Below are 20,600 nucleotides of genomic sequence, written 5' to 3' on the forward strand. Positions count from 1 at the left end.
GTTTTAATATTATGATTGGCTAAACTAAAAGTAGCTAGATTATAAAGTTTAAACAGGGTATCAAAAATATATTATTCGCTTATTACCTTAATACTTTTCTTTACTTCTTCCGCAATAACTCTTGCTTTAGTCACATCTTCATTTACAATAGTTACGTGTCCCATTTTTCGGAATGGACGTGTTTCACGTTTTCCGTAAATATGAGGTGTTACACCTTCCATCGCCATTATTTTTTCAATATTCTTATAGACAACGGCACCAGTATAATTTTCATCGCCAACTAAATTTACCATTATTCCAGCAACCTTACTTTCTGTGTTTCCTAAAGGAAGACCTAGAATAGCACGAATTTGTTGTTCAAATTGATTAGTGTAGCTAGCTTCGATGCTATAATGACCGCTATTGTGTGGTCTTGGAGCTACTTCGTTTACAAGAATTTTATCATCCTCAGTTTGGAACATCTCTACTGCAAGAAGTCCAACATGTTCGTATGCTTCAGAAACTTTTAATGCAATTTCTTGTGCTTTATCAGCTACCTTTTTATCAATCCTTGCTGGGCAGATTACATATTCAACCTGATTGGCTTCTGGATGAAATTCCATCTCTACAACTGGATATGTTTTTACATTTCCATGAGGATCACGAGCAACAATAACAGCCAACTCATTTTTAAAAGGAATCATCTTTTCTGCAATGCATTCTCCATTTGGTAATCCTTCTATATCAGCAAAAGATCTAATTACTTTTACCCCTTGTCCGTCATAACCAAAACGAGCACTTTTCCATACAAAAGGAAAGGATAACGACTCATTTTTTATAGCATTCTCCATTTCATCAGAATAAGCAAAACGAGTAAACTCTGCGGTTGGAATATTATGATCTATGTAAAATAATTTTTGCGTTGCCTTATTGTTTATAGTCTTAAGGGTTTTTGCAGATGGATAAACGGTAATCCCTTCTTTTTCTAACTGCTGAAGGGCATCAACGTTTACATTTTCAATTTCAAAAGTAAGCACATCAACTTTTTTACCGAATTCATATACGGTATCATAATCCATTAAATCCCCTTGAAAAAACTCATTACATGCAATCTTACATGGAGCTTCATTACTTGGATCCAGCACAATAGTTTGAATATCGTACTTACGAGTTTCATAAAGCATCATTTTACCAAGTTGACCTCCGCCTAAAATACCGAGTTTAAAATCAGATGAAAAATAGTTCATGTTGTAATTTTTTTAAAACTGAATGTTTCTGCTTCCAATTGCAAATACTACAATTTGATTTTGCAAAAGTATGGCTAAATATGAAATCTACATAATAAATCAAAGTTCAGGATGACTATTTATCTATTCAAAAGGAAATCAATTGGAATACTTTTAGCCTTCAGGATAAATAGATTCAAAATTAATAATTAGTTTAAAGGGAAGTGGACTTGTTTGTAGCGTAAAAATTACAGCAATTTGAAACTAATTATTTGTTTGTTAACGTACAAAAGGAGGTTTTTTTTGTGAAAATTGCTTATTTATTGCCGAAAACGACTAAATTTAAAGGAAAACAAAAATCTAAATGGTATCTTTGCCTCTTTAAAATTTTTTAGAATTGATTAAGCTTCACGATAAATATTTTGAACCTTTTATTTCTGCTGAAGAAATAGATGCAGCCATTAAAAAAATGGTAGAAAAGGTAAAGGCGGACTTTAAGGATGAGACACCTATTTTTATATGTGTTCTTAATGGAGCTTTTATGTTTGCTTCTGATTTTATTAAGAAATATGACCAAGACTGTGAGATTTCATTTGTAAAAATGAGTTCTTATCAAGGGATGTCTTCAACAGGAATTGTGAAAACACTTATTGATGTTCCTGATACAGTAGAAAATCGTAGTGTTGTAATTTTAGAAGACGTTATCGATACAGGAAATACGGTGAAAGAATTAGTGTCGATATTTTCAAGAATAAATGTGAAGAGGTTTAAAATTGCATCAATGTTTTACAAGCCAGAAATATATAGTGGTGAGTATAATATTGATTATGTTGGAATTGAAATTCCAGACAAGTTTATTGTGGGTTATGGGCTTGATTATGATGAATTAGGAAGAAATTTACCAGAAGTATATAAAATAAAAGAATAACTATATGATCAATTTAGTGCTGTTCGGAAAACCAGGAGCAGGTAAGGGTACACAAGCTAATTTTTTAAAAGAGAAATACAACTTAAAGCATATATCTACCGGCGATGTTTTCAGATTCAACATCAAAAATGGTACTGAATTAGGTACATTGGCAAAATCTTATATTGACAAAGGGGAATTGGTTCCCGATGAAGTAACCATTAATATGCTTAAAGCTGAAGTGGAGAAAAACCCAGAAGCTAGTGGTTTTATTTTTGATGGCTTTCCTAGAACAAATGCTCAAGCAGAAGCTTTGGATCATTTGATGGAAGAGAAAGACATGAAAATACATGCTACTATTGCTTTAGAAGCAGATGATGAAGTGCTTATAAAACGTTTATTAGAGCGTGGAAAAGTAAGCGGAAGAAGTGATGATCAAGACGAGAGTAAAATTAGAAATCGTTTTGATGAGTACAATGAAAAAACAGCTCCTTTAATGGAGTATTATAAGGAACAAAATAAGTTTCATAGCGTAAACGGAATTGGAACTATTGAAGACATAACAGAGCGATTGAGTAAAGTTATTGCAACTCTTTAAGCGGGTTGATTTGTTTTTAAATAATTTATTACATCAAAAATAAACTCTAATTGGGTTTATAAAGCTTTATAAATAATAAGCGCTCTCTGAATTTAAGAATGATGGGAGCGTATTTTTTTGAAAAAGAATGTTGGAGGATTTTCAGAGTATAATTATTCAACAATAAAAAACATATTTAAATGACAGAAGGAAATTTTACAGATTATGTAAAGATTAAGGTGACATCTGGAAAAGGAGGGCAAGGTTCTGCTCACCTACGCAGGGAAAAATATGTAGCCTTTGGAGGGCCAGATGGAGGAGATGGAGGCCGTGGAGGTCACGTTATTATTATTGGTGATAAAAACCTATGGACTCTTTTTCATTTTAAATTTAAAAGACATTATCAAGCTGGTCATGGCGAACATGGTAGTAAGCAAACAAGTACAGGAGCAGATGGTGCAGATGTTTATATGCGCGTGCCTCTAGGAACTCAGGTTAAAGACCCTGAAACCAATGAAGTATTGTTTGAAATTACCGAAGATGGAGAAGAAAAAGTTGTAGCCAAAGGAGGTAAAGGAGGTTTAGGAAATTCACATTTTAAATCTTCTACCAATCAGACGCCACGTTATGCTCAACCTGGAATGCCAGGAGAAGAAGTAGAGGTTCTATTAGAATTAAAACTTCTTGCTGATGTTGGTTTAGTAGGATTTCCTAATGCTGGGAAATCTACACTACTTTCTGTAATTACTTCAGCAAAACCAAAAATTGCTAACTACGAGTTTACAACATTAAAACCTAATCTAGGGATTGTAGAATATCGTGATTATAGAACCTTTGTAATGGCAGATATTCCTGGTATTATTGAAGGAGCAGCAGAAGGAAAAGGTTTGGGGCATTATTTTTTACGTCATATAGAACGTAATTCTACATTGCTTTTTCTAATTCCTGCGGATGCTAAAGATATTTATAAGGAGTATGAAATTCTTTTAAATGAATTGCAAAAATATAATCCAGAACTGCTAGATAAAGAGCGACTTGTTGCGATTTCTAAATCTGATATGTTGGATGAGGAGTTAAAAGCGGAAATGAAAGTTGAGCTTGATAAAATATTCGTAGATGTTGAGTATATGTTTATCTCTTCGGTAGCCCAACAGGGAATCCAACCGCTTAAAGATAAACTTTGGGATATGTTGAATAAAAATGAGGATGCTTAATAATGATTTATTTTGCTTAATTTTAGCAAAAAATAAACATTATGTATCCCAAATATATAAGCCTTCTTTGTTGTTTACTTCTTGTTTCTTGCACAAGCGTGCAGGTTGCTTATGATTACGACAAGAAGGTTGATTTCTCTCAATTTAAAAGTTATGACTATTTTCCAAATATGGAAAGTGGCTTAAGTGATTTAGATACCAAAAGATTGTTTCGTAACATAGATAGTTTGTTGCAATCTCGTGGTTATAAATATTCTTCAACACCAGATATTTATATCAATATAAAAACTTCAAATAGACCGAAGCCAAGCAATAGCTCTGTAGGTATAGGAATTGGGGGAACTGGTAGGAATATTGGCGGAGGTGTTTCTGTTGGGGTTCCTTTAGGAGGAAACGAATCGTATCGTGAAATAATTTTTGATATCGTAGATGCCGATGAAGATGAACTGGTATGGCAAGCGGTAAGTGAAGGTACAGTCTCAGAGCAAATGACTCCAGAAATGCGTAATGCAAAGCTAAAAGAGGTTGTAGAAAAAGTATTTTCTAGCTATCCTCCGAAACAGAAATAATCAGTTTTAATGAATGCTTTTTGTAAACCTATTATTACTATTTTAATGTTGATTGGTTATTGCCTTTCAGCACAGAATATAGCTTTAGAGCAGGCAAATACTTTCATCAAAGAAAATAAGATTACAGAAGCGGAACAAGTTCTTCTTTCAGCCTATAAAAAAAAACCTACTCCAATTATTACAGAACGTTTAGGAGATGTTTATGGAATAGAAAAGAAATGGGATGATGCTGCTACCTATTATAAGATACTTGTAGATGAGTATCCTAAAAAGGCAAATTACCATTATAAGTATGGGGGAGTGCTCGGAATGATTTCCTTAGAAAATAAAATAAGAGCATTGTCTCTTTTGGGAGATGTTAAAAAGCATTTCGAAATTGCTGCTAATTTAGATGATGAGCATCTTGGTGTCCGTTGGGCATCGATCGATTTATATTTAAAGCTTCCAGGGATTTTGGGTGGCAGTAACGATAAAGCCTATAAATACTCCAAAGAATTGGAAGCTATTGCGCCTATAGAAGGATATCTTTCTCGAGGGTTTATAGAAGAAGAACGCAATAATAAAGAGCTCGCTGCAACTTATTATAAAAGAGGCTTGGATGTTGTTTCTCAAAATACGTATCCTGATAAAAATTACAGGAGACAAGATATCCATTATCAAATCGGAAAATTAGCTGCTCAATATAACTACAAAGTGAATAGTGGAATCTCACATTTATTAATCTTTGAGAATTTATATACACCAGAGAGTACGATTCCTTTGGAGGATGTATATTATCAATTGGCAGTTTTATATAGATATCAGAAAAATAAAGAGAAGGCAAATTATTATATCGACAAAGCCATTAAAATACATCCAAATTCAAAAGATTTTAATTCAGAAAAGGAAAACATTAATGGCCTTTAGTTCTTTTATTTACGATTGATGGTTCAATTAATATATTCCTAAGAAGGTTTGTCTATAGCAAATTGTCCTTTTATCTTTACAGTCTGAATACGTTTTAAAAATTACAACATTGAAAATACATTTCATTGCCATTGGCGGAAGTGCGATGCACAACCTGGCACTTGCTTTACATAATAAAGGATATATCATTACAGGAAGTGACGATGTAATATTTGAGCCTTCTAAATCGCGATTAGAAGCTAAAAATATCGCTCCTGAAACTTTTGGGTGGTTTCCAGAAAAGATAACAGCAGATTTAGATGCCGTTATTTTGGGAATGCATGCAAAGGCAGATAATCCTGAGTTGGCTAAAGCAAAGGAAATGGGCTTAAAAATATATTCTTATCCTGAGTTTATCTTTGAGCAAAGTAAGTATAAAACCAGAGTTGTAATTGGAGGAAGTCATGGGAAAACAACCATAACTTCTATGATTCTTCATGTTTTACATTATCATGATATTGATGTAGATTATATGGTGGGCGCACAGCTTGAAGGTTTTGATACGATGGTGAAGTTGACTGAAGAGAATGATTTTATTGTCTTAGAAGGTGATGAATATTTATCTTCTCCAATTGATAGACGTCCTAAATTTCATTTATATCAGCCAAATATTGCATTATTAAGTGGGATAGCTTGGGATCATATTAATGTATTTCCAACGTTCGAAAACTATGTGGAACAGTTTAAGATTTTTATTGATTCTATTGTTGAAGGTGGAAGCGTTACCTATAATGAAGAAGATGCAGAGGTGGTGAAAGTTGTAGAAGCTTCTGAAAATCAGATTCGTAAGATCTCGTATGCAACACCTGAATATACGGTTGAAGACGGTCAAACTTATCTGGAAACTCCAGAGGGAGCAATGCCGATTGAAGTATTTGGGAAACATAATTTAAACAACTTAGCGGGAGCAAAATGGATTTGCCAACATATGGGAGTCGATGAAGATGATTTCTATGAAGCTATTGCAAGTTTTAAAGGAGCTTCAAAACGCTTAGATAAGTTGGCAGAAAATGGTAACCGTGTTATTTATAAAGATTTTGCGCATGCGCCAAGTAAGGTTGGAGCTACATTAACAGCGGTTCGAGAACAATTTCCAACCCGTAAAGTTATTGCTTGCCTTGAGCTACATACTTACAGTAGTTTAAATGCTACTTTTTTGAAGGAATATAAAGGGACTTTAGATAATGCAGATGAAGCCGTGGTTTTTTTCTCTCCAGAAGCAGTGAAAATTAAGCAGCTAGAAGCGGTTTCTGCTTCTCAAATCGAAGACGCTTTTAATCGTGAAGATCTTATTGTTTACACCAATCCAGATGAGTTTAAAGAGTATTTATTTAAGCTGAAGTTAGATAATTCTGCATTGCTATTAATGAGTAGTGGGAATTATGGTGGTCTTGACTTTGAGGAAGTTAAAAGTTTAGTGGATTAGAGGTTTTTTATTTCTGAACTTCTTAAGTTCGGTTTTTATTATAGTTTCTTTTCTGTAGCGTTCTAATTTGCTAAAAGTAACGTTGTCTATTATAATTCGTTATATTTAGATGATGAAAGAAAAATCCACTTCATTTTCGATTAAAAACTGGAGCATAACAGATCGTCCTCGAGAAAAATTACTTGCAACAGGTAAACAAATTCTGTCTGATGCTGAGTTAATAGCTATATTAATAGGGAGTGGAAGTAGAGATGAAAGTGCTGTCCAATTATCCAAACGGATATTAGCTTCCGTAGATAATAATCTAAATAAATTGGGGAGGCTTAGCGTAGGTCAACTTATAAAGTTTAAAGGCATTGGAGAAGCTAAAGCCATTAGTATTGTTGCTTGTTTAGAATTGGGAAGGAGAAGACGGGGAGAGGATATTCCAGAAATAAAGAAGATAAAAAGTAGTAAGCATGTTTTTGAATTGATGCAACCAAAAATAGGGGAGCTTGAACATGAAGAATTTTGGATTTTATATGTGAATAATTCAAATTCTGTTATCAAAACACTACAACTTAGTAAAGGTGGAATTACAGGAACCTTAGTCGATGTAAGATTAGCACTTAAGCAAGCCTTAGAGCTTAATGCAACTGCTATGATATTGGCACATAATCATCCTTCTGGTGGATTGAAACCAAGTAATGCCGATAAAGAAATAACGAATAAAATTAAAAATGCTGGAGCGGGGATGGATATTAAGCTCTTAGACCATCTTATTGTAACTGAAAAATCTTACTTTAGCTTTGCAGACGAAGGAATTTTATAAAAATGCTATTAGTTTACACGTATAAAATTACACCTAGGTTAACATATATCATGCGGCACATTTTTTCCAAAATGATGCTGATAGATATTAGTATGACAACCAAAGTAGAGGATTTTATTGCTCATAAAGGGCCTAAGATTACCTATACAAAACAACCACTACAAAGTGAGTTTTTTGTAAAGAGTAATGAGTTGCTTTTTGAGCAAGGAATTTCTGATGTAGAAATTAATATTCAGAAGTGGGATGGTGTTCCATGCTTTTTTCCTACCAACGATAAATGTGCATTACCATTCGATATATTTGCTGCTAGTTTTTATTTATTAAGTAGGTACGAAGAGTACCTACCTCATGTAAAAGATGAACATGGGAGGTTTCCTGTGGAAGAGAGTTTGGCATATCAAGAGAATTTTTTAGAAATTCCTGTAATAGATATTTGGGTAAAGAAATTAAAAGAGGCTTTACAGGAGCGTTATCCAGAAATGCATTTTCCTAAAAAGAGTTATAAGCAAACTTCAATCATGGATATTTCGGTTGCTTATGCCTATTTAAAAAAAGGGTTTGTACGTACTCTTGGAGGTACTTTATTAGACTTATTTCATTTTAGAATTAGAAGAGTTGTAGAAAGATATTTAGTTCTTTTACGTTTTAGAAGAGATCCTTTAGATTTTTTTGATCAAGTAACAGCGCTTCATAAGAAATATGATGTGCCAGCAATATTTTTCTTTTTGATGGCAGATTATTCTGCTTACGATAAGAACATATCGGTTATAAATCCTCAATTCCGATCCCTTGTAAAATCAGTAGCAGATTATAGTATAGTTTCCCTAATGGCTTCTTATAAATCGTTAAGCAATCTTTCTAGTCTTAAAAAAGAACGAAAGCGACTTATAGATTATATCAACAGACCAGTAAAAAGAGTACGTCAGCGCTATAATAGGTTAAATATTCCAGATGCATACCGATTAATGGTTGATGCTGGTTTTAATGAAGACTATACAATGGGATACACTGGGCAGACTGGATTTAGAGCTGGAACTTGTAGTCCTTTTTATTTTTATGATATCAGCTTTGAAGAGCAAATACCGATTCAGATTAATTCTTTTTGTATTCAATACACCGCATTGTATCAATATAAAAGTATTAAGCAGGCAGAAGATAAAATCCTAGAATTATCAAATCGAATTAAAGAGGTAGATGGCGATTTTAATATTGTTTTTTCTAATGAAGTTTTAAATCTGAATGATAGTAGTGAGTGGGAAAAACTATATGTTAATTATTTGAAAATGAGTAGTACTAATGAAATTGAATAATGAAGTAATAACCGATGTTTTTTTTGATTTAGATCATACGTTATGGGACTTTGAAAAAAATTCTGAACTTACATACAACAAAATATTTGAAGAGAATAATATCGATGTTAACCTTGTGGAGTTTTTTGATTTCTATATTCCTTATAATTTCAAGTTGTGGAAATATTATCAAGAGGATAAGATTACAAAAGAAGATCTTCGTTATAAACGTTTAAAAACGACTTTCAATGCCTTAAATGTAGATGTTGCTGAGGATATGATTTTTAAACTTAGCGATGATTATATTAAAAATCTTTCTACATTCAATCACCTTTTTATAGATACAATAGAAATCCTCGATTACCTGTCTCCAAAATATAAACTCCACATTATTACTAATGGTTTTGCTGAAGTCCAAACCGGAAAACTTAAGAATTCTAAAATTGATCATTATTTTCAAGTGGTTATGAATTCTGAGACTGCTGGCGTAAAAAAACCAAATCCATTGATATTCGAAATCGCATTAAAAGAAGCAAATGCGAAACCTCAAAATTCTGTTATGATTGGCGATAGTTATGAGGCTGATATTCTAGGAGCTCAAAATGTTGGGATGCATACACTTTTTTATAAGCCTAGCGATGAAAATATAAATGTTAATACACATAAAATTAGTGAGTTAAAGCAAATAAAAAACTATCTTTAAAGAACAATACAATTTTCTTTATTACGTTTTTATATTAATGCTACCACCAACCAAAACATACTACCACTATTGTCTTCTTATTTTAAGTAGCTTTTTGCTGTTCTCATGTGTTAAAGATGTTGATTTTAATCAAGCTGAAGAGTTAGAAATTGAGCCTTCTGTTGCAGTGAGTTTACTCTATTTTGATTTACAGGCTTCAAGAATAGGACTTATCCCAAATAATGATGTAAATAGGCGGACAGTACAAGATACTACGAAATTAGATATTTTTTCAGAACCTTTTTTAGAAGAAAATTTAGAAGAAGCAACCCTAACTTTTGAATTCACAAATTCGATACCTCGTGATTTTGAGGCTGAAATTGTTTTGTATGATGACGCTATGACTCCTTTGGATGTGATTTCAATTCCTATAGATATGAAATTAGTTACACATATAAGACATTACGATCTAACTGAAATTGATAAATTGAAAGGGATGGCATATATGGGAATTGAGTTAGAATTAATTCCTGGAAGTCCTTTACTTACTCCTAATTCTACAGGAGAATTACTTTTAAAATCTTCTGGAACCTTCTTTATGTCTATAGATGCAGATTAGGCAAGTGTTTCTATACTTGTTTTTCTTTATCAGCGTTTTCGTAAATGCTCAGAATAAACAATTGCTTTATAATTTTACAGATATCCCACAATCTTTGATGGTAAACCCAGGTGCTGAAATTCAAAACAGTGCTTATTTTGGAATTCCTGCTTTGTCTGGAATTTATGCTGGAGCTGGATCTAGTGAGATTTCCATATATGATCTTTTTTCTGATAATGGTGTTGATTTTAATATTAAGGTGAAAAATGCTATTTATAGCTTAAATAAAAGTGATATCCAGCGGGTAAATGAAGAATTGGAGATTTTAAATGTGGGTTTTAAACTGGGAGGTCTTTTTAACAAAGATTACATTAGCTTTGGGATTTATCAGGAGCTTAATTTTTTTAATTACTGGCCAGAGGACCTTGCTATTTTAGCTTACGAAGGAAATGCTCCAAATATTGGTCGTCCTTTTGATCTCTCTCATTTAAGTGCTAAAGGAGAATTATTAACCGTTTTTCATGTTGGGTTTCATAGAAAAGTAGATGATCACTTTAGTTTTGGAGTGAGAGGGAAGTTATATTCTGGGGTTATAGATGTTTCTTCAAGAAGCAATAGTGGTAGTTTCATTACTTCTTTAGGAACGGATAATACTTATAGACATACGCTAATATCTGATGTTGAAATACGAACTTCTGGAATCGCTAGCTTGAGAGAAGATGATGTTGATGGAGCTACAGATGTACTGAATATATTAAAGAATAAGGCTCTTTTAGGAGGTAATCTTGGTGTAGGTTTTGATTTTGGAGTCACTTACAAACCTAGTAAAGAATGGACGCACACAGCAAGTATCCAAGATTTAGGTTTTATAAGACAAAGTAAAGATATTGAAACCTATACTTTAAAAGGGGCATACTCCTTGGAAGGGATTAACCTTCCGTTTAATAATATCATAACAGGAGGTGGTTTGTCTGATAACTGGCAAGAATTAATTGATGATATTGAAGAGGCGTTGCCTTATGAAATTGTGAATAGCTCTTATACAACAATGCGACCTTTGAAACTTAATTTAGCATCTATTTATAATTTTGGAGAGCGAAGGAGTAGTAAAGAATGTAATTGTGCTACAGATGATAATTCATATATCAATTCTGTAGGAATCCAGTTTTTTGCTGAAACGCATTCGCGATATCCACAAGCAGCATTAACTGCTTTTTATTACACAAGAATAGGGGAATGGCTGAAGTTAAAAACGACGTATACAGTTGATAAATTCTCGAAAACAAACATAGGACTTGGATTATCAACACATTTTGCTAACTTTAACTTCTATTTGCTAGCTGATAATTTAATAGAATATTATAATTTAGCAAATATGAATAATGCATCTTTACAATTTGGATTTAATTATATATTTCCATTAAGACACTAAAACTTTTATTCAATGAAAAAATTACTATTTCTAGGATTGTTTTTGGTAACAATTGCTATGAGTGCCCAAGAGAATGTTAACAACTATAAATATATTGTTGTCCCTAAAAAGTTTGATTTTCTTAAAGAGGAGAATCAGTATCGTGTAAATACTTACACTAAGTTTTTATTCGAAAAAGCAGGATTTAATGCAATTTATGATGATCAGAAACCAGCAGATCTTCAAGCAAATCCATGTTTAGGGTTGAAGGCAGAAATTGTGGACGACTCAAATCTATTTACTACCAAATTAAGAGTCTCTTTGGAGAACTGTCAAGGTAATATCGTTTATACTTCCGATGAAGGTAAAAGTAAAGAGAAAGATTACGAAGAGGCATACCAAGATGCAATAGAGAATGCTTTTGTATCAGTAAAAGAATTAAATTATAAATATGAGCCTGGGTCTACTAATACTAAATTTGTATTGGGAAGAGCTGTGGTTGAAGAGCCTGCTCCAGTATCTACAGCAGCTATAGCATTAGGAGGAGTTACTTCAGTGTCAAATGAAACACAGCAAGTAGCAACACAGACTGCTGCTCCAGTAGCAGCTGTATCTACTACAGTAGAAGATAATGGAACAACATTATTTGCACAACCTACAGCTACAGGATTTCAATTAGTAGATATGAGTCCTAAAGTTGTGTTTAAAATCACAAAAACTACACAGCCTAATTATTTTATTATCAAGGATAAAAATGGCTTCCTTTACCAAAAAGATGGAAAATGGATTGCAGAATATTATGAAGGAGATGTTTTAAAACAAGAAGTTTTAAATATCAAGTTCTAAGAAAAATTAGAATATAAAAGAAAAGCTTACTCATTTAATTTGAGTAAGCTTTTTCTTTTTTATAAATGTCCCGTCCTAAAATAAGTAGTTAATCTTTAATAATCTTATAAGATTTAATCCTATTCTCACCTTCAACGATTTCAACAAAATATATTCCTCTAGAAACATTGAAAGCAAAACTGTAAATGTCATTTTCAACTTTAGGTTTATTATGTACAATTTTACCACCACTATCATATATGTTTATAGTTAATTGAGCCTCATGAGAGCCAAGATATATATTTAAATTACCCTTGGTAGGATTAGGATATATTAAAATTTCATCATAAAAACCAGCTATTATCGAAGAGTCAGAAATTGTAAAGTCAATACATTCTGAAACTTCTTTACAGTTATTCGTCGTAACTTCTAATGCATAAACACCACTTGTTGTAGGTGTAAAAGTTTGATTCGTTTCCCCTGAAATAGGAGTGTTACCCTCGTTACAATTAATCCATTGATATGATGCTCCGTTATAGTTTGCAACCATCGTGTTTTCTGTAACGGTAACACTTGCGTTAATTTCTACGATTGAGATAGTAAACGAACTTGAAGTGTTGCATGAGTCTTGTGTGGTATAGGTTATTATGTGTTCTCCAACTTTTGAAGCTGAAATATTAACGACACCTGTTTGTTCATTAATAATTAATCCTTCAGAACCAGAGAACGTACCGTTTGCGTTTCCTGTAATTGAAGGAGAGGCATTGTTATCACTAGAACAATAGCTTTCAGAATTATATGAAATGAACGTTTCTTGAGAGTTATTAATACTTGCTGTTACAGCAAGTCTTTCTGTACTTTCACAATCATCAACAATTTGAGCTGCATAGTAAGTTGAGCCGTCTATTAAGCTAGTGTTTTCTTGGATTAGGTTTCCTCCAGTTGGACTGTTATACCAAACGATGTTAGTTTCATTTAGTTGAAGGTCAGCAATCGTAGCATTTGTACAGAAACTTTGCGTTGTCATTCCTGTAGGTGTTGTAACTCTTCCAATACTAACTGTTACGGCAAGCCTTTCTGTACTTTCACAAGTACCATCTGTTTGAGCTGCATAGTAAGTTGAACTGTCTATTAAGCTAGTGTTTTCTTGGATTAGGTTTCCTCCAGTTGGACTGTTATACCAAACGATATTAGTTTCATTTAGTTGTAAGTCAGCAATCGTAGCATTTGTACAGAAACTTTGACTCGTCATTCCTGTAGGCGCTAGAATCTCTCCAATACTTACCGTTACTGCTAGTCTATCTGTACTTTCACAATCATCAATAATTTGAGCTGCGTAGTAAGTTGTTCCGTCTACTAAACTAGTATCTTCTTGGATTAGGTTTCCGTTAGTTGGGCTGTCATACCAAACGATGTTAGTTTCATTTAGTTGTAGGTCAGCAATCGTAGCATTTGTACAGAAATTTTGACTTGTCATTCCCGTAGGTGCTAGAATATCACTAATACTAACTGTTACCGCTAGTCTCTCGGTACTTTCACAATCATCAATAATTTGAGCTGCATAGTAAGTTGTTCCGTTTACTAAGCTAGTGTTTTCTTGAATTTGATTTCCACCAGTTGGACTGTCATACCAAACGATGTTTGCTTCATTTAGTTGTAAGTCAGCAATTGAAACATCTGTATCTGTACAGAAACTTTGCGTTGTCATTCCTGTAGGAACTATAATATCACTAATACTAACTGTTATGGCAAGTCTTTCTGTACTTTCACAAGTACCATCTGTTTGAGCTGCGTAGTAAGTTGTTCCGTCTACTAAACTTGTATTTTCTTGGATTAGGTTTCCGTTAGTTGGGCTGTCATACCAAACGACGTTTGTTTCATTTAGTTGTAAGTCAGCAATCGTAGCATTTGTACAGAAACTTTGATTCGTTATTCCTGTAGGCGCTAGAATCTCTCCGATACTTACCGTTACTGCTAGTCTATCTGTACTTTCACAATCATCAATAATTTGAGCTGCATAGTAAGTTGAGTCGTCTATTAAGCTAGTGTTTTCTTGGATTTGGCTTCCGTTAGTTGGGCTGTCATACCAAATGATGTTTGTTTCATTTAGTTGTAATTCAGCAATCGTAGCATTTGTACAGAAACTCTGATTCGTTATTCCTGTAGGCGCTAGAATCTCTCCAATACTTACCGTTACAGCAAGTCTATCTGTACTTTCACAATCATCAATAATTTGAGCTGCATAGTAAGTTGAGTCGTCTATTAAGCTAGTGTTTTCTTGGATTTGGCTTCCGTTAGTTGGACTGTCATACCAAACGACGTTTGTTTCATTTAGTTGTAATTCAGCAATCGTAGCATCTGTGCAGAAACTCTGATTCGTTATTCCTGTAGGCGCTAGAATCTCTCCAATACTTACCGTTACTGCTAGTCTATCTGTACTTTCACAATCATCAATAATTTGAGCTGCATAGTAAGTTGAGCCGTCTATTAAACTAGTATTTTCTTGAATTTGATTTTCATCAGTTGGACTGTTATACCAAATGATGTTAGTTTCATTTAGTTGTAGGTCAGCAATCGTAGCCTCTGTACAGAAACTTTGATTCGTCATTCCTGTAGGAGCTAGGATATCACTAATACTAACTGTTACGGCAAGTCTATCTGTACTTTCACAATCATCAATAATTTGAGCTGCATAATAATTTGAACCGTCTGCTAAGCTAGTATCTTCTTGTATTTGGTTTCCGTTAGTTGGACTGTCATACCAAACAATGTTAGTTTCATTAAGTTGTAAGTCAGCAATTGTAGCGTCTGTACAGAAACTTTGAGTCGTCATTCCCGTAGGAGCTAGAATCTCACCAATACTTACCGTTACCGCTAGTCTTTCGCTTTCGCAGTTATTAATCGTTTGTGTGGCATAATAGATAGCCTCGTTCGTTAGTGTTAGGTCGCTATTTAATGATTCGTTACTTGTTTCAGTTTCGTACCAATTTATGTTTTCACCTGTAACAATAATATCTGCAATGGTTGCAGCGTTGCAAAAGTCTTGTGTAGTCTCAGCTGTTGGAGCGTCAACCTCTTGAATTGTTGTGGTAACAGCAAGTCGTTCTACACTTTCTACTCCATTTATTGCTTGTGAAGCATAGTATGTAGTTCCATTTTCTACAGCAGTATCAATTGGTAATACATCAGTGTCAGTTTCTGTAGTATACCACTTGATATCATTACCGTCAATAATGATATCTTCTAGTGTAGCAGTATTACAGAAAGATTGAGCAACTTCTCCAGTGGGAGCAGGAACATCACTTTCAATTGAAAAATTATCAATAGCGATGTCATTTCTAAATGTGCTTCCTCGAATTACTCTAAAACGAATATTCACAATCATATCTGTATATGCTGATAAGTTTACTTCAGCATCAATATATACTTCATCAGAACTGCTATTTTGCGGTGGTCCATCGATTACTAACAAATCTTCAATAAAGGAGTTTCCGTTGTCTATACTGATGTCAACACGAAGTGATCCAATAAGACTTTGACTTGTATCAAAACGATGATATTTAAATTTAAGTTTAGGATTTTCGCCTAATTGAATACAGGGGGAAATAAGTTGTGTTACATCTCCTTCTGAAAAAGTTTGCCCAGATCCCTCACTCCCTTCTGTAAACGCATAATTAGAAGTGGTGCTTCCATCACCATCCATAGAAGGACCTGTATTAGGAGTTGGAGTGCCTCCGGAGTTTGTAGCCCATGTAAAGCCACTTGCTGCTGGGATAGTAGTCCAGCTATCTTCGTTAATTACGCTTCCCGCAGCGAAGTTATTGAAGTTTTCCTCGTAAGGAGCAGTTTTTTCTGCACCAACAATTATTGGTGTTTCAGTAAATGTTTTTGAAAGTGATTCATTAGCATTAGAAACAGTTAATTTTACGACATATGTGCCGCTACTTGTATAACTAAATGTTGGGTTTTGCTCAGTACTATCAGTAGTTCCATCTCCATTAAAATCCCATTCCCATGATGTAACAGGGCCAGATAATAAGATACTTTGATCCGTGAATGTTACATTTTCTAGAGCGGGCGCACAAGATGAGGAGTAGCTACTTGCATTGAATTTAACTTCTGAAATATCTTCAAATGTAATGTTATCTATAGCGATATCAGAAAGGCGAGTATCTCTAATTGCTCTAAAACGGATTATAGCAGTTTCACTTGCATATGCAGAAAGGTCAACTTCTTGTGTTTTATAGGCTTCATCAGCACTACTTTGTTGACCATCTTTAAGAGGAGGTGTGATGTCTTCTGTGAATGTTTGCCCATTATCTATGGAAATATCTATGTGTAGTTCTCCTTGCCAACTAGGGGTGCTGGCAAACATGTGATATGAGAAATTCAGCTTTGTATTAAGACCTATGGGGATGCATGGTGAAAGAAGTTGCGCTTCATCTCCAGTGTTAAAAGGTAGGCTGCCTGTAGGATCTCCTTCTGTGTAAAAATATACGCCACCTCCGTCTGCATCATCCGTAGGACCTCCAGAATCAGAATCATCTGATGATCGTGTAGGGCCAGTCATGCTGTTCCATGAATAGCCAGAAGCAGCGGGGATAGATTGCCAACCTCCGTCATTAGCAGATGCGTATGTATCTAAATTATCGTTAATAGGAAGTGAAAGTTGTACCCCAACATTAACTGGAATCTTATAAAATGTTTTTGAAATACTTTCACTTCCATTAGAAATAGTTAGTGTAGGTGTGTAATTTCCACTTTGGTATGTGTGTGTCGGGTTTTGTTCATTACTATCGATCGTTCCATCAGTGTCAAAATCCCATTCCCAAGTTGTAGCACCCGTACTTAGATCTGTAAATGTTACCTGAAGCGTATTGTTACATGTATTAGTAGTAGAGGTTGCTATGTCAATACTAAGATTAGGACAAGTAAAATCACCTCTTAACGTTTTTAATATCGCATAGGAGCGGGCTAATTGTTCTACTGAAAATTTATCTCTACAGTCACGTGTAGCGTAAGACATGAGGTTTGTAACATCGGGATTGTAAAAATCCCCATTAGGATCTTGAACAGTGCCTGTATATTCGCATCCGCTCATTTTTCCTGTTAAATCGGGGTCTGCAGGAGTGTCGCAAATTTTATCTCCAGCTGTGCTACAATTACTTCCGTCAACAAGCTCTATGGTTTCAGGACCGTCTTCTCCATCAGCATTTTCGTGAGTGTGGAGAAGTCCGTAAAAGTGACCCATTTCGTGAACAATAGTGGTGCCGTTAGCAGCAACACTATTTCTCATAACGATTAAATCTTTTCCGCCAGGGTAATATGCATATCCGTTAAGAGGCTGTAAGTCTGTAAACACTAAATTCACAATATTATCCTTTATGTATCCTCCATCATAAAGTAGTACTTCATCATCATCTTCTTCAGCATCCTCTCTAAAGGTATATAAGTCATCGTCATCGATTACTGTGTTGTTTCCACAAACAAAAAAATCAATGTTAATTTGATTGAAATAAAAATTTAAAGATTCAATAGCAGTATTGATATCTTCTTGAGAAATGCCACCAGAGCCATCAGATTTTCTAATGGTAATAATATTTATTGGGACAGATGTTTTTTCATTAGGATTACGTGACCTATTCCTAGTATTAATACGATTTTTAATTTCCTCTTCATACGAAGTTATTATCTCTTTATTTTGCTGAAGAAGTTTTTGGTATTCATTTAGGCCATAGGCATCTGTTTTATTTTTTTCTTGTGCATGGCTGCTAAGGTGGAAGAAAAATAAGCTAAAGAGTATTAATGTTTTTATGTAGGCGTATTTTCTTACCATAACAATTAGTTGAAATATAGGTGTTTACAGTAAAAATACGCTTTATAATGATTATTTCATATAAATATTTAATATTGATATTTATTTTGCCATCTATTTTTTAAAAAGTCCCGCAAAGCATTTTCTCGTTGATTATTTCCTGGATTATAGAAAGTTGTATTTTCTAATTCCCTAGGGAGATATTCTTGTGGGGCAAAATTATTCTGATATGCATGCGAATATTTATAATCCTCTCCATAGCCAAGTTCTTTCATTAATTTCGTGGGAGCATTTCTTAGATGGATTGGAACTGTTAAATTTCCAGTTTGTTTTACTGCTGTAATCGCTTTATTTATTGCTTCGTAAGAGGCATTGCTTTTTGCCGATGTTGCTAAATAAATTGCGCATTGACTTAATACGATTCGAGCCTCTGGATATCCGATTGTTGTAACGGATTGAAAGGTATTATTCGCGATAACTAGCGCTGTTGGATTTGCATTACCAATATCCTCTGATGCAGAGATAAGCATTCTCCTTGCTATAAACTTAACATCTTCACCGCCTTCTATCATTCTAGCTAACCAATAAACTGCTCCATTAGGATCGCTGCCTCGTATAGATTTTATAAATGCCGAGATGATATCATAATGTTGTTCTCCCGTTTTGTCATAGAGAATTGTATTTTTCTGAACTTTTTTCATCACTAAATCATTAGTAATGGTTACTTTTTCTGTCGCTTCAGAATTAATTACAAGCTCAAAAATATTTAATAATTTTCTTCCATCACCACCAGATAATCTTAGCAATGCTTCCGTTTCTTTTAATTCGATGTCTTTTTTAGAAAGGTAAGTATCTTCAACTAAAGCTCTTTTTAATAGCGACTCTAAGTCTTCTTTGTCAAAGGGATTCAATACATAAACTTGGCATCTAGAAAGTAGTGCAGGGATAACCTCAAAACTTGGATTTTCAGTAGTAGCCCCAACCAATGTTATCCATCCTTTCTCTACAGCGGCAAGAAGTGAATCTTGCTGAGACTTGCTGAATCTATGAATTTCATCAATAAATAAAATAGGGTTTTTTGTTGTGAATAGACCACCACTTTGCTTTGCTTTTTCGATAACCTCACGGATATCTTTCACACCACTATTTATGGCACTAAGAACATAGAATGGACGCTTACTCTCATTGGCAATAATATTAGCCAATGTAGTTTTTCCAGTTCCGGGAGGACCCCATAAGATTAATGAGGGAATAGTTCCTCTTTTAATCTGTTCAGTCAGAGAGCCATCATCACCAATTAAATGCTTTTGACTGATGTATTGTTCTAAATTTTTCGGACGTATTCTTTCTGCTAACGGTTCATTCATAATTCAAAATTACAATTTTCATCGTAAGTAGTTTGATGCATTTCTGACAAATTATCAGTAAATTGAAATTGGAGCTATATTTGTTAGTTTAGTCTTATGAGAAAAGATGAGTCGCTTGATTTTTCCCTTTGGATGCTTATTTATCCTTTGTTTTTTGGGTTAACCATATGGACTGTATATTGGTTTGAGCTTACTTTTGGATTTGATTTTACACATTATGGAGTGTATCCTAGAACATTAAGTGGATTAAGAGGTGTTGTTTTAAGTCCTTTTATTCATAGTTCTGTAGAACATCTCTATAGCAACACATTACCATTAATGATTTTGAGTTCAGCCCTTTTTTATTTTTATAATAAGATAAGTTGGAAGGTGTTGCTGTTAGGAGTTTTGTTAAGTGGATTCTTTACTTGGTTAATAGGTAGACCTGCATATCATATTGGAGCAAGTGGACTTATTTATGTACTAGTCAGTTTTATTTTTTTTAAAGGTATTTTTGCTAAAAATCGTAGACTAATAGCACTTTCCTTAGTAACCGTCTTTGTTTATGGTAGTATGTTTTGGTTTATTTTTCCTGTTGAAAATAAGATTTCTTGGGAAGGACATTTATCGGGTTTTCTTGTAGGTCTTTTCCTTGCGATTATATTTAAGAGTGAAGTTTTAAGGAAAGAAAAATACGATTGGGAACGTGATGATTATAACGAAGATGAAGACCAATTTTTAAAACATTTTGATGCTGATGGTAATTTTATAGAACAGTTAGAAGACGATCTTCCTATAGATGATGAAGTTCCTACCCTTGAAATAAAATATCATTATGTGGAAAATGATAAATCTATAAATTGATTATTTTAGAAAAATTAGAATTTAAAGTATAAAGTTTCTTGCTAATTATCAATATTCTTCAATTAACATGCATAAAAAATGTATTTATTTAGCGAGCTACTAATCTATATAAAAAT

At 33.8% G+C, this 20,600-nt stretch carries 16 protein-coding genes; 13 read left to right on the top strand and 3 right to left on the bottom strand.

Annotated features, from left to right (window positions below):
* Positions 1-71: 71 nt before the first annotated feature.
* On the bottom strand, positions 72-1,226 hold the full coding sequence (locus JM658_RS04210; protein WP_236957978.1) for a 5-(carboxyamino)imidazole ribonucleotide synthase: 1,155 nt from the start codon (positions 1,224-1,226) through the stop codon (positions 72-74).
* A 376-nt stretch (positions 1,227-1,602) separates the two neighbouring features.
* Here JM658_RS04210 and hpt point away from each other — a divergent pair, with 376 nt between their 5' ends.
* From hpt to JM658_RS04265, 12 genes are all read left to right on the top strand, one after another.
* Entirely contained in the window at positions 1,603-2,133 is a 531-nt protein-coding gene (hpt, locus tag JM658_RS17170) for a hypoxanthine phosphoribosyltransferase (RefSeq protein WP_317207849.1), read from the top strand.
* A 4-nt stretch (positions 2,134-2,137) separates the two neighbouring features.
* The gene (locus JM658_RS17175; RefSeq protein ID WP_317207850.1) at positions 2,138-2,710 is read left to right on the top strand and encodes an adenylate kinase; all 573 of its coding nucleotides are present in this window, start codon (positions 2,138-2,140) and stop codon (positions 2,708-2,710) included.
* Between the two features lie 179 nt (positions 2,711-2,889).
* On the top strand, positions 2,890-3,903 hold the full coding sequence (gene obgE, locus JM658_RS04220) for a GTPase ObgE (RefSeq protein WP_236957979.1): 1,014 nt from the start codon (positions 2,890-2,892) through the stop codon (positions 3,901-3,903).
* 41 nt (positions 3,904-3,944) lie between these two features.
* A complete protein-coding gene (locus JM658_RS04225; RefSeq protein ID WP_236957980.1) occupies positions 3,945-4,472 on the top strand; it encodes a DUF4136 domain-containing protein in 528 nt (175 codons plus the stop codon).
* Between the two features lie 9 nt (positions 4,473-4,481).
* On the top strand, positions 4,482-5,378 hold the full coding sequence (locus JM658_RS04230) for a tetratricopeptide repeat protein (protein WP_236957981.1): 897 nt from the start codon (positions 4,482-4,484) through the stop codon (positions 5,376-5,378).
* A gap of 109 nt (positions 5,379-5,487) precedes the next feature.
* The gene (locus JM658_RS04235; RefSeq protein WP_236957982.1) at positions 5,488-6,843 is read left to right on the top strand and encodes a UDP-N-acetylmuramate--L-alanine ligase; all 1,356 of its coding nucleotides are present in this window, start codon (positions 5,488-5,490) and stop codon (positions 6,841-6,843) included.
* A gap of 112 nt (positions 6,844-6,955) precedes the next feature.
* Positions 6,956-7,654: a RadC family protein gene (radC, locus tag JM658_RS04240; RefSeq protein ID WP_236958065.1), complete on the top strand. Its 699-nt coding sequence runs from the start codon at positions 6,956-6,958 to the stop codon at positions 7,652-7,654.
* A 71-nt stretch (positions 7,655-7,725) separates the two neighbouring features.
* On the top strand, positions 7,726-8,964 hold the full coding sequence (locus JM658_RS04245; RefSeq protein ID WP_236957983.1) for a polysaccharide deacetylase family protein: 1,239 nt from the start codon (positions 7,726-7,728) through the stop codon (positions 8,962-8,964).
* Positions 8,951-9,646 carry a YjjG family noncanonical pyrimidine nucleotidase gene (locus tag JM658_RS04250; RefSeq protein ID WP_317207851.1) on the top strand — a complete coding sequence of 232 codons (696 nt, stop codon included), beginning with the start codon at positions 8,951-8,953 and terminating at the stop codon, positions 9,644-9,646. The genes JM658_RS04245 and JM658_RS04250 overlap by 14 nt, the downstream gene beginning before the upstream one ends.
* Before the next feature lie 37 nt (positions 9,647-9,683).
* Complete coding sequence (locus tag JM658_RS04255; RefSeq protein ID WP_236957984.1) at positions 9,684-10,244, top strand: hypothetical protein; 561 nt, start codon at positions 9,684-9,686, stop codon at positions 10,242-10,244.
* Positions 10,234-11,655, top strand: coding sequence for a DUF5723 family protein (locus JM658_RS04260; protein ID WP_236957985.1), 1,422 nt, complete (start codon positions 10,234-10,236; stop codon positions 11,653-11,655). The genes JM658_RS04255 and JM658_RS04260 overlap by 11 nt, the downstream gene beginning before the upstream one ends.
* A 12-nt stretch (positions 11,656-11,667) precedes the next feature.
* Positions 11,668-12,480 (top strand): hypothetical protein, encoded by an 813-nt coding sequence (locus JM658_RS04265; protein ID WP_236957986.1) that lies wholly within the window; start codon positions 11,668-11,670, stop codon positions 12,478-12,480.
* 88 nt (positions 12,481-12,568) lie between these two features.
* Here the strand turns inward: JM658_RS04265 and JM658_RS04270 are convergent, their stop codons facing one another.
* Together JM658_RS04270 and JM658_RS04275 are read right to left on the bottom strand one after the other, a co-directional pair.
* The gene (locus JM658_RS04270) at positions 12,569-18,295 is read right to left on the bottom strand and encodes an Ig-like domain-containing protein (protein ID WP_236957987.1); all 5,727 of its coding nucleotides are present in this window, start codon (positions 18,293-18,295) and stop codon (positions 12,569-12,571) included.
* Positions 18,296-18,363: 68 nt separating this feature from the next.
* Positions 18,364-19,641 (bottom strand): replication-associated recombination protein A, encoded by a 1,278-nt coding sequence (locus JM658_RS04275; RefSeq protein ID WP_236957988.1) that lies wholly within the window; start codon positions 19,639-19,641, stop codon positions 18,364-18,366.
* A 96-nt stretch (positions 19,642-19,737) separates the two neighbouring features.
* Here JM658_RS04275 and JM658_RS04280 point away from each other — a divergent pair, with 96 nt between their 5' ends.
* Positions 19,738-20,484, top strand: a complete 747-nt coding sequence (locus tag JM658_RS04280; RefSeq protein ID WP_236957989.1) for a rhomboid family intramembrane serine protease — start codon at positions 19,738-19,740, stop codon at positions 20,482-20,484.
* The last annotated feature ends 116 nt before the right edge of the window (positions 20,485-20,600 follow it).

This window comes from Joostella atrarenae (assembly GCF_021764745.1).
In the GTDB taxonomy this organism is placed as follows: domain Bacteria; phylum Bacteroidota; class Bacteroidia; order Flavobacteriales; family Flavobacteriaceae; genus Galbibacter; species Galbibacter atrarenae.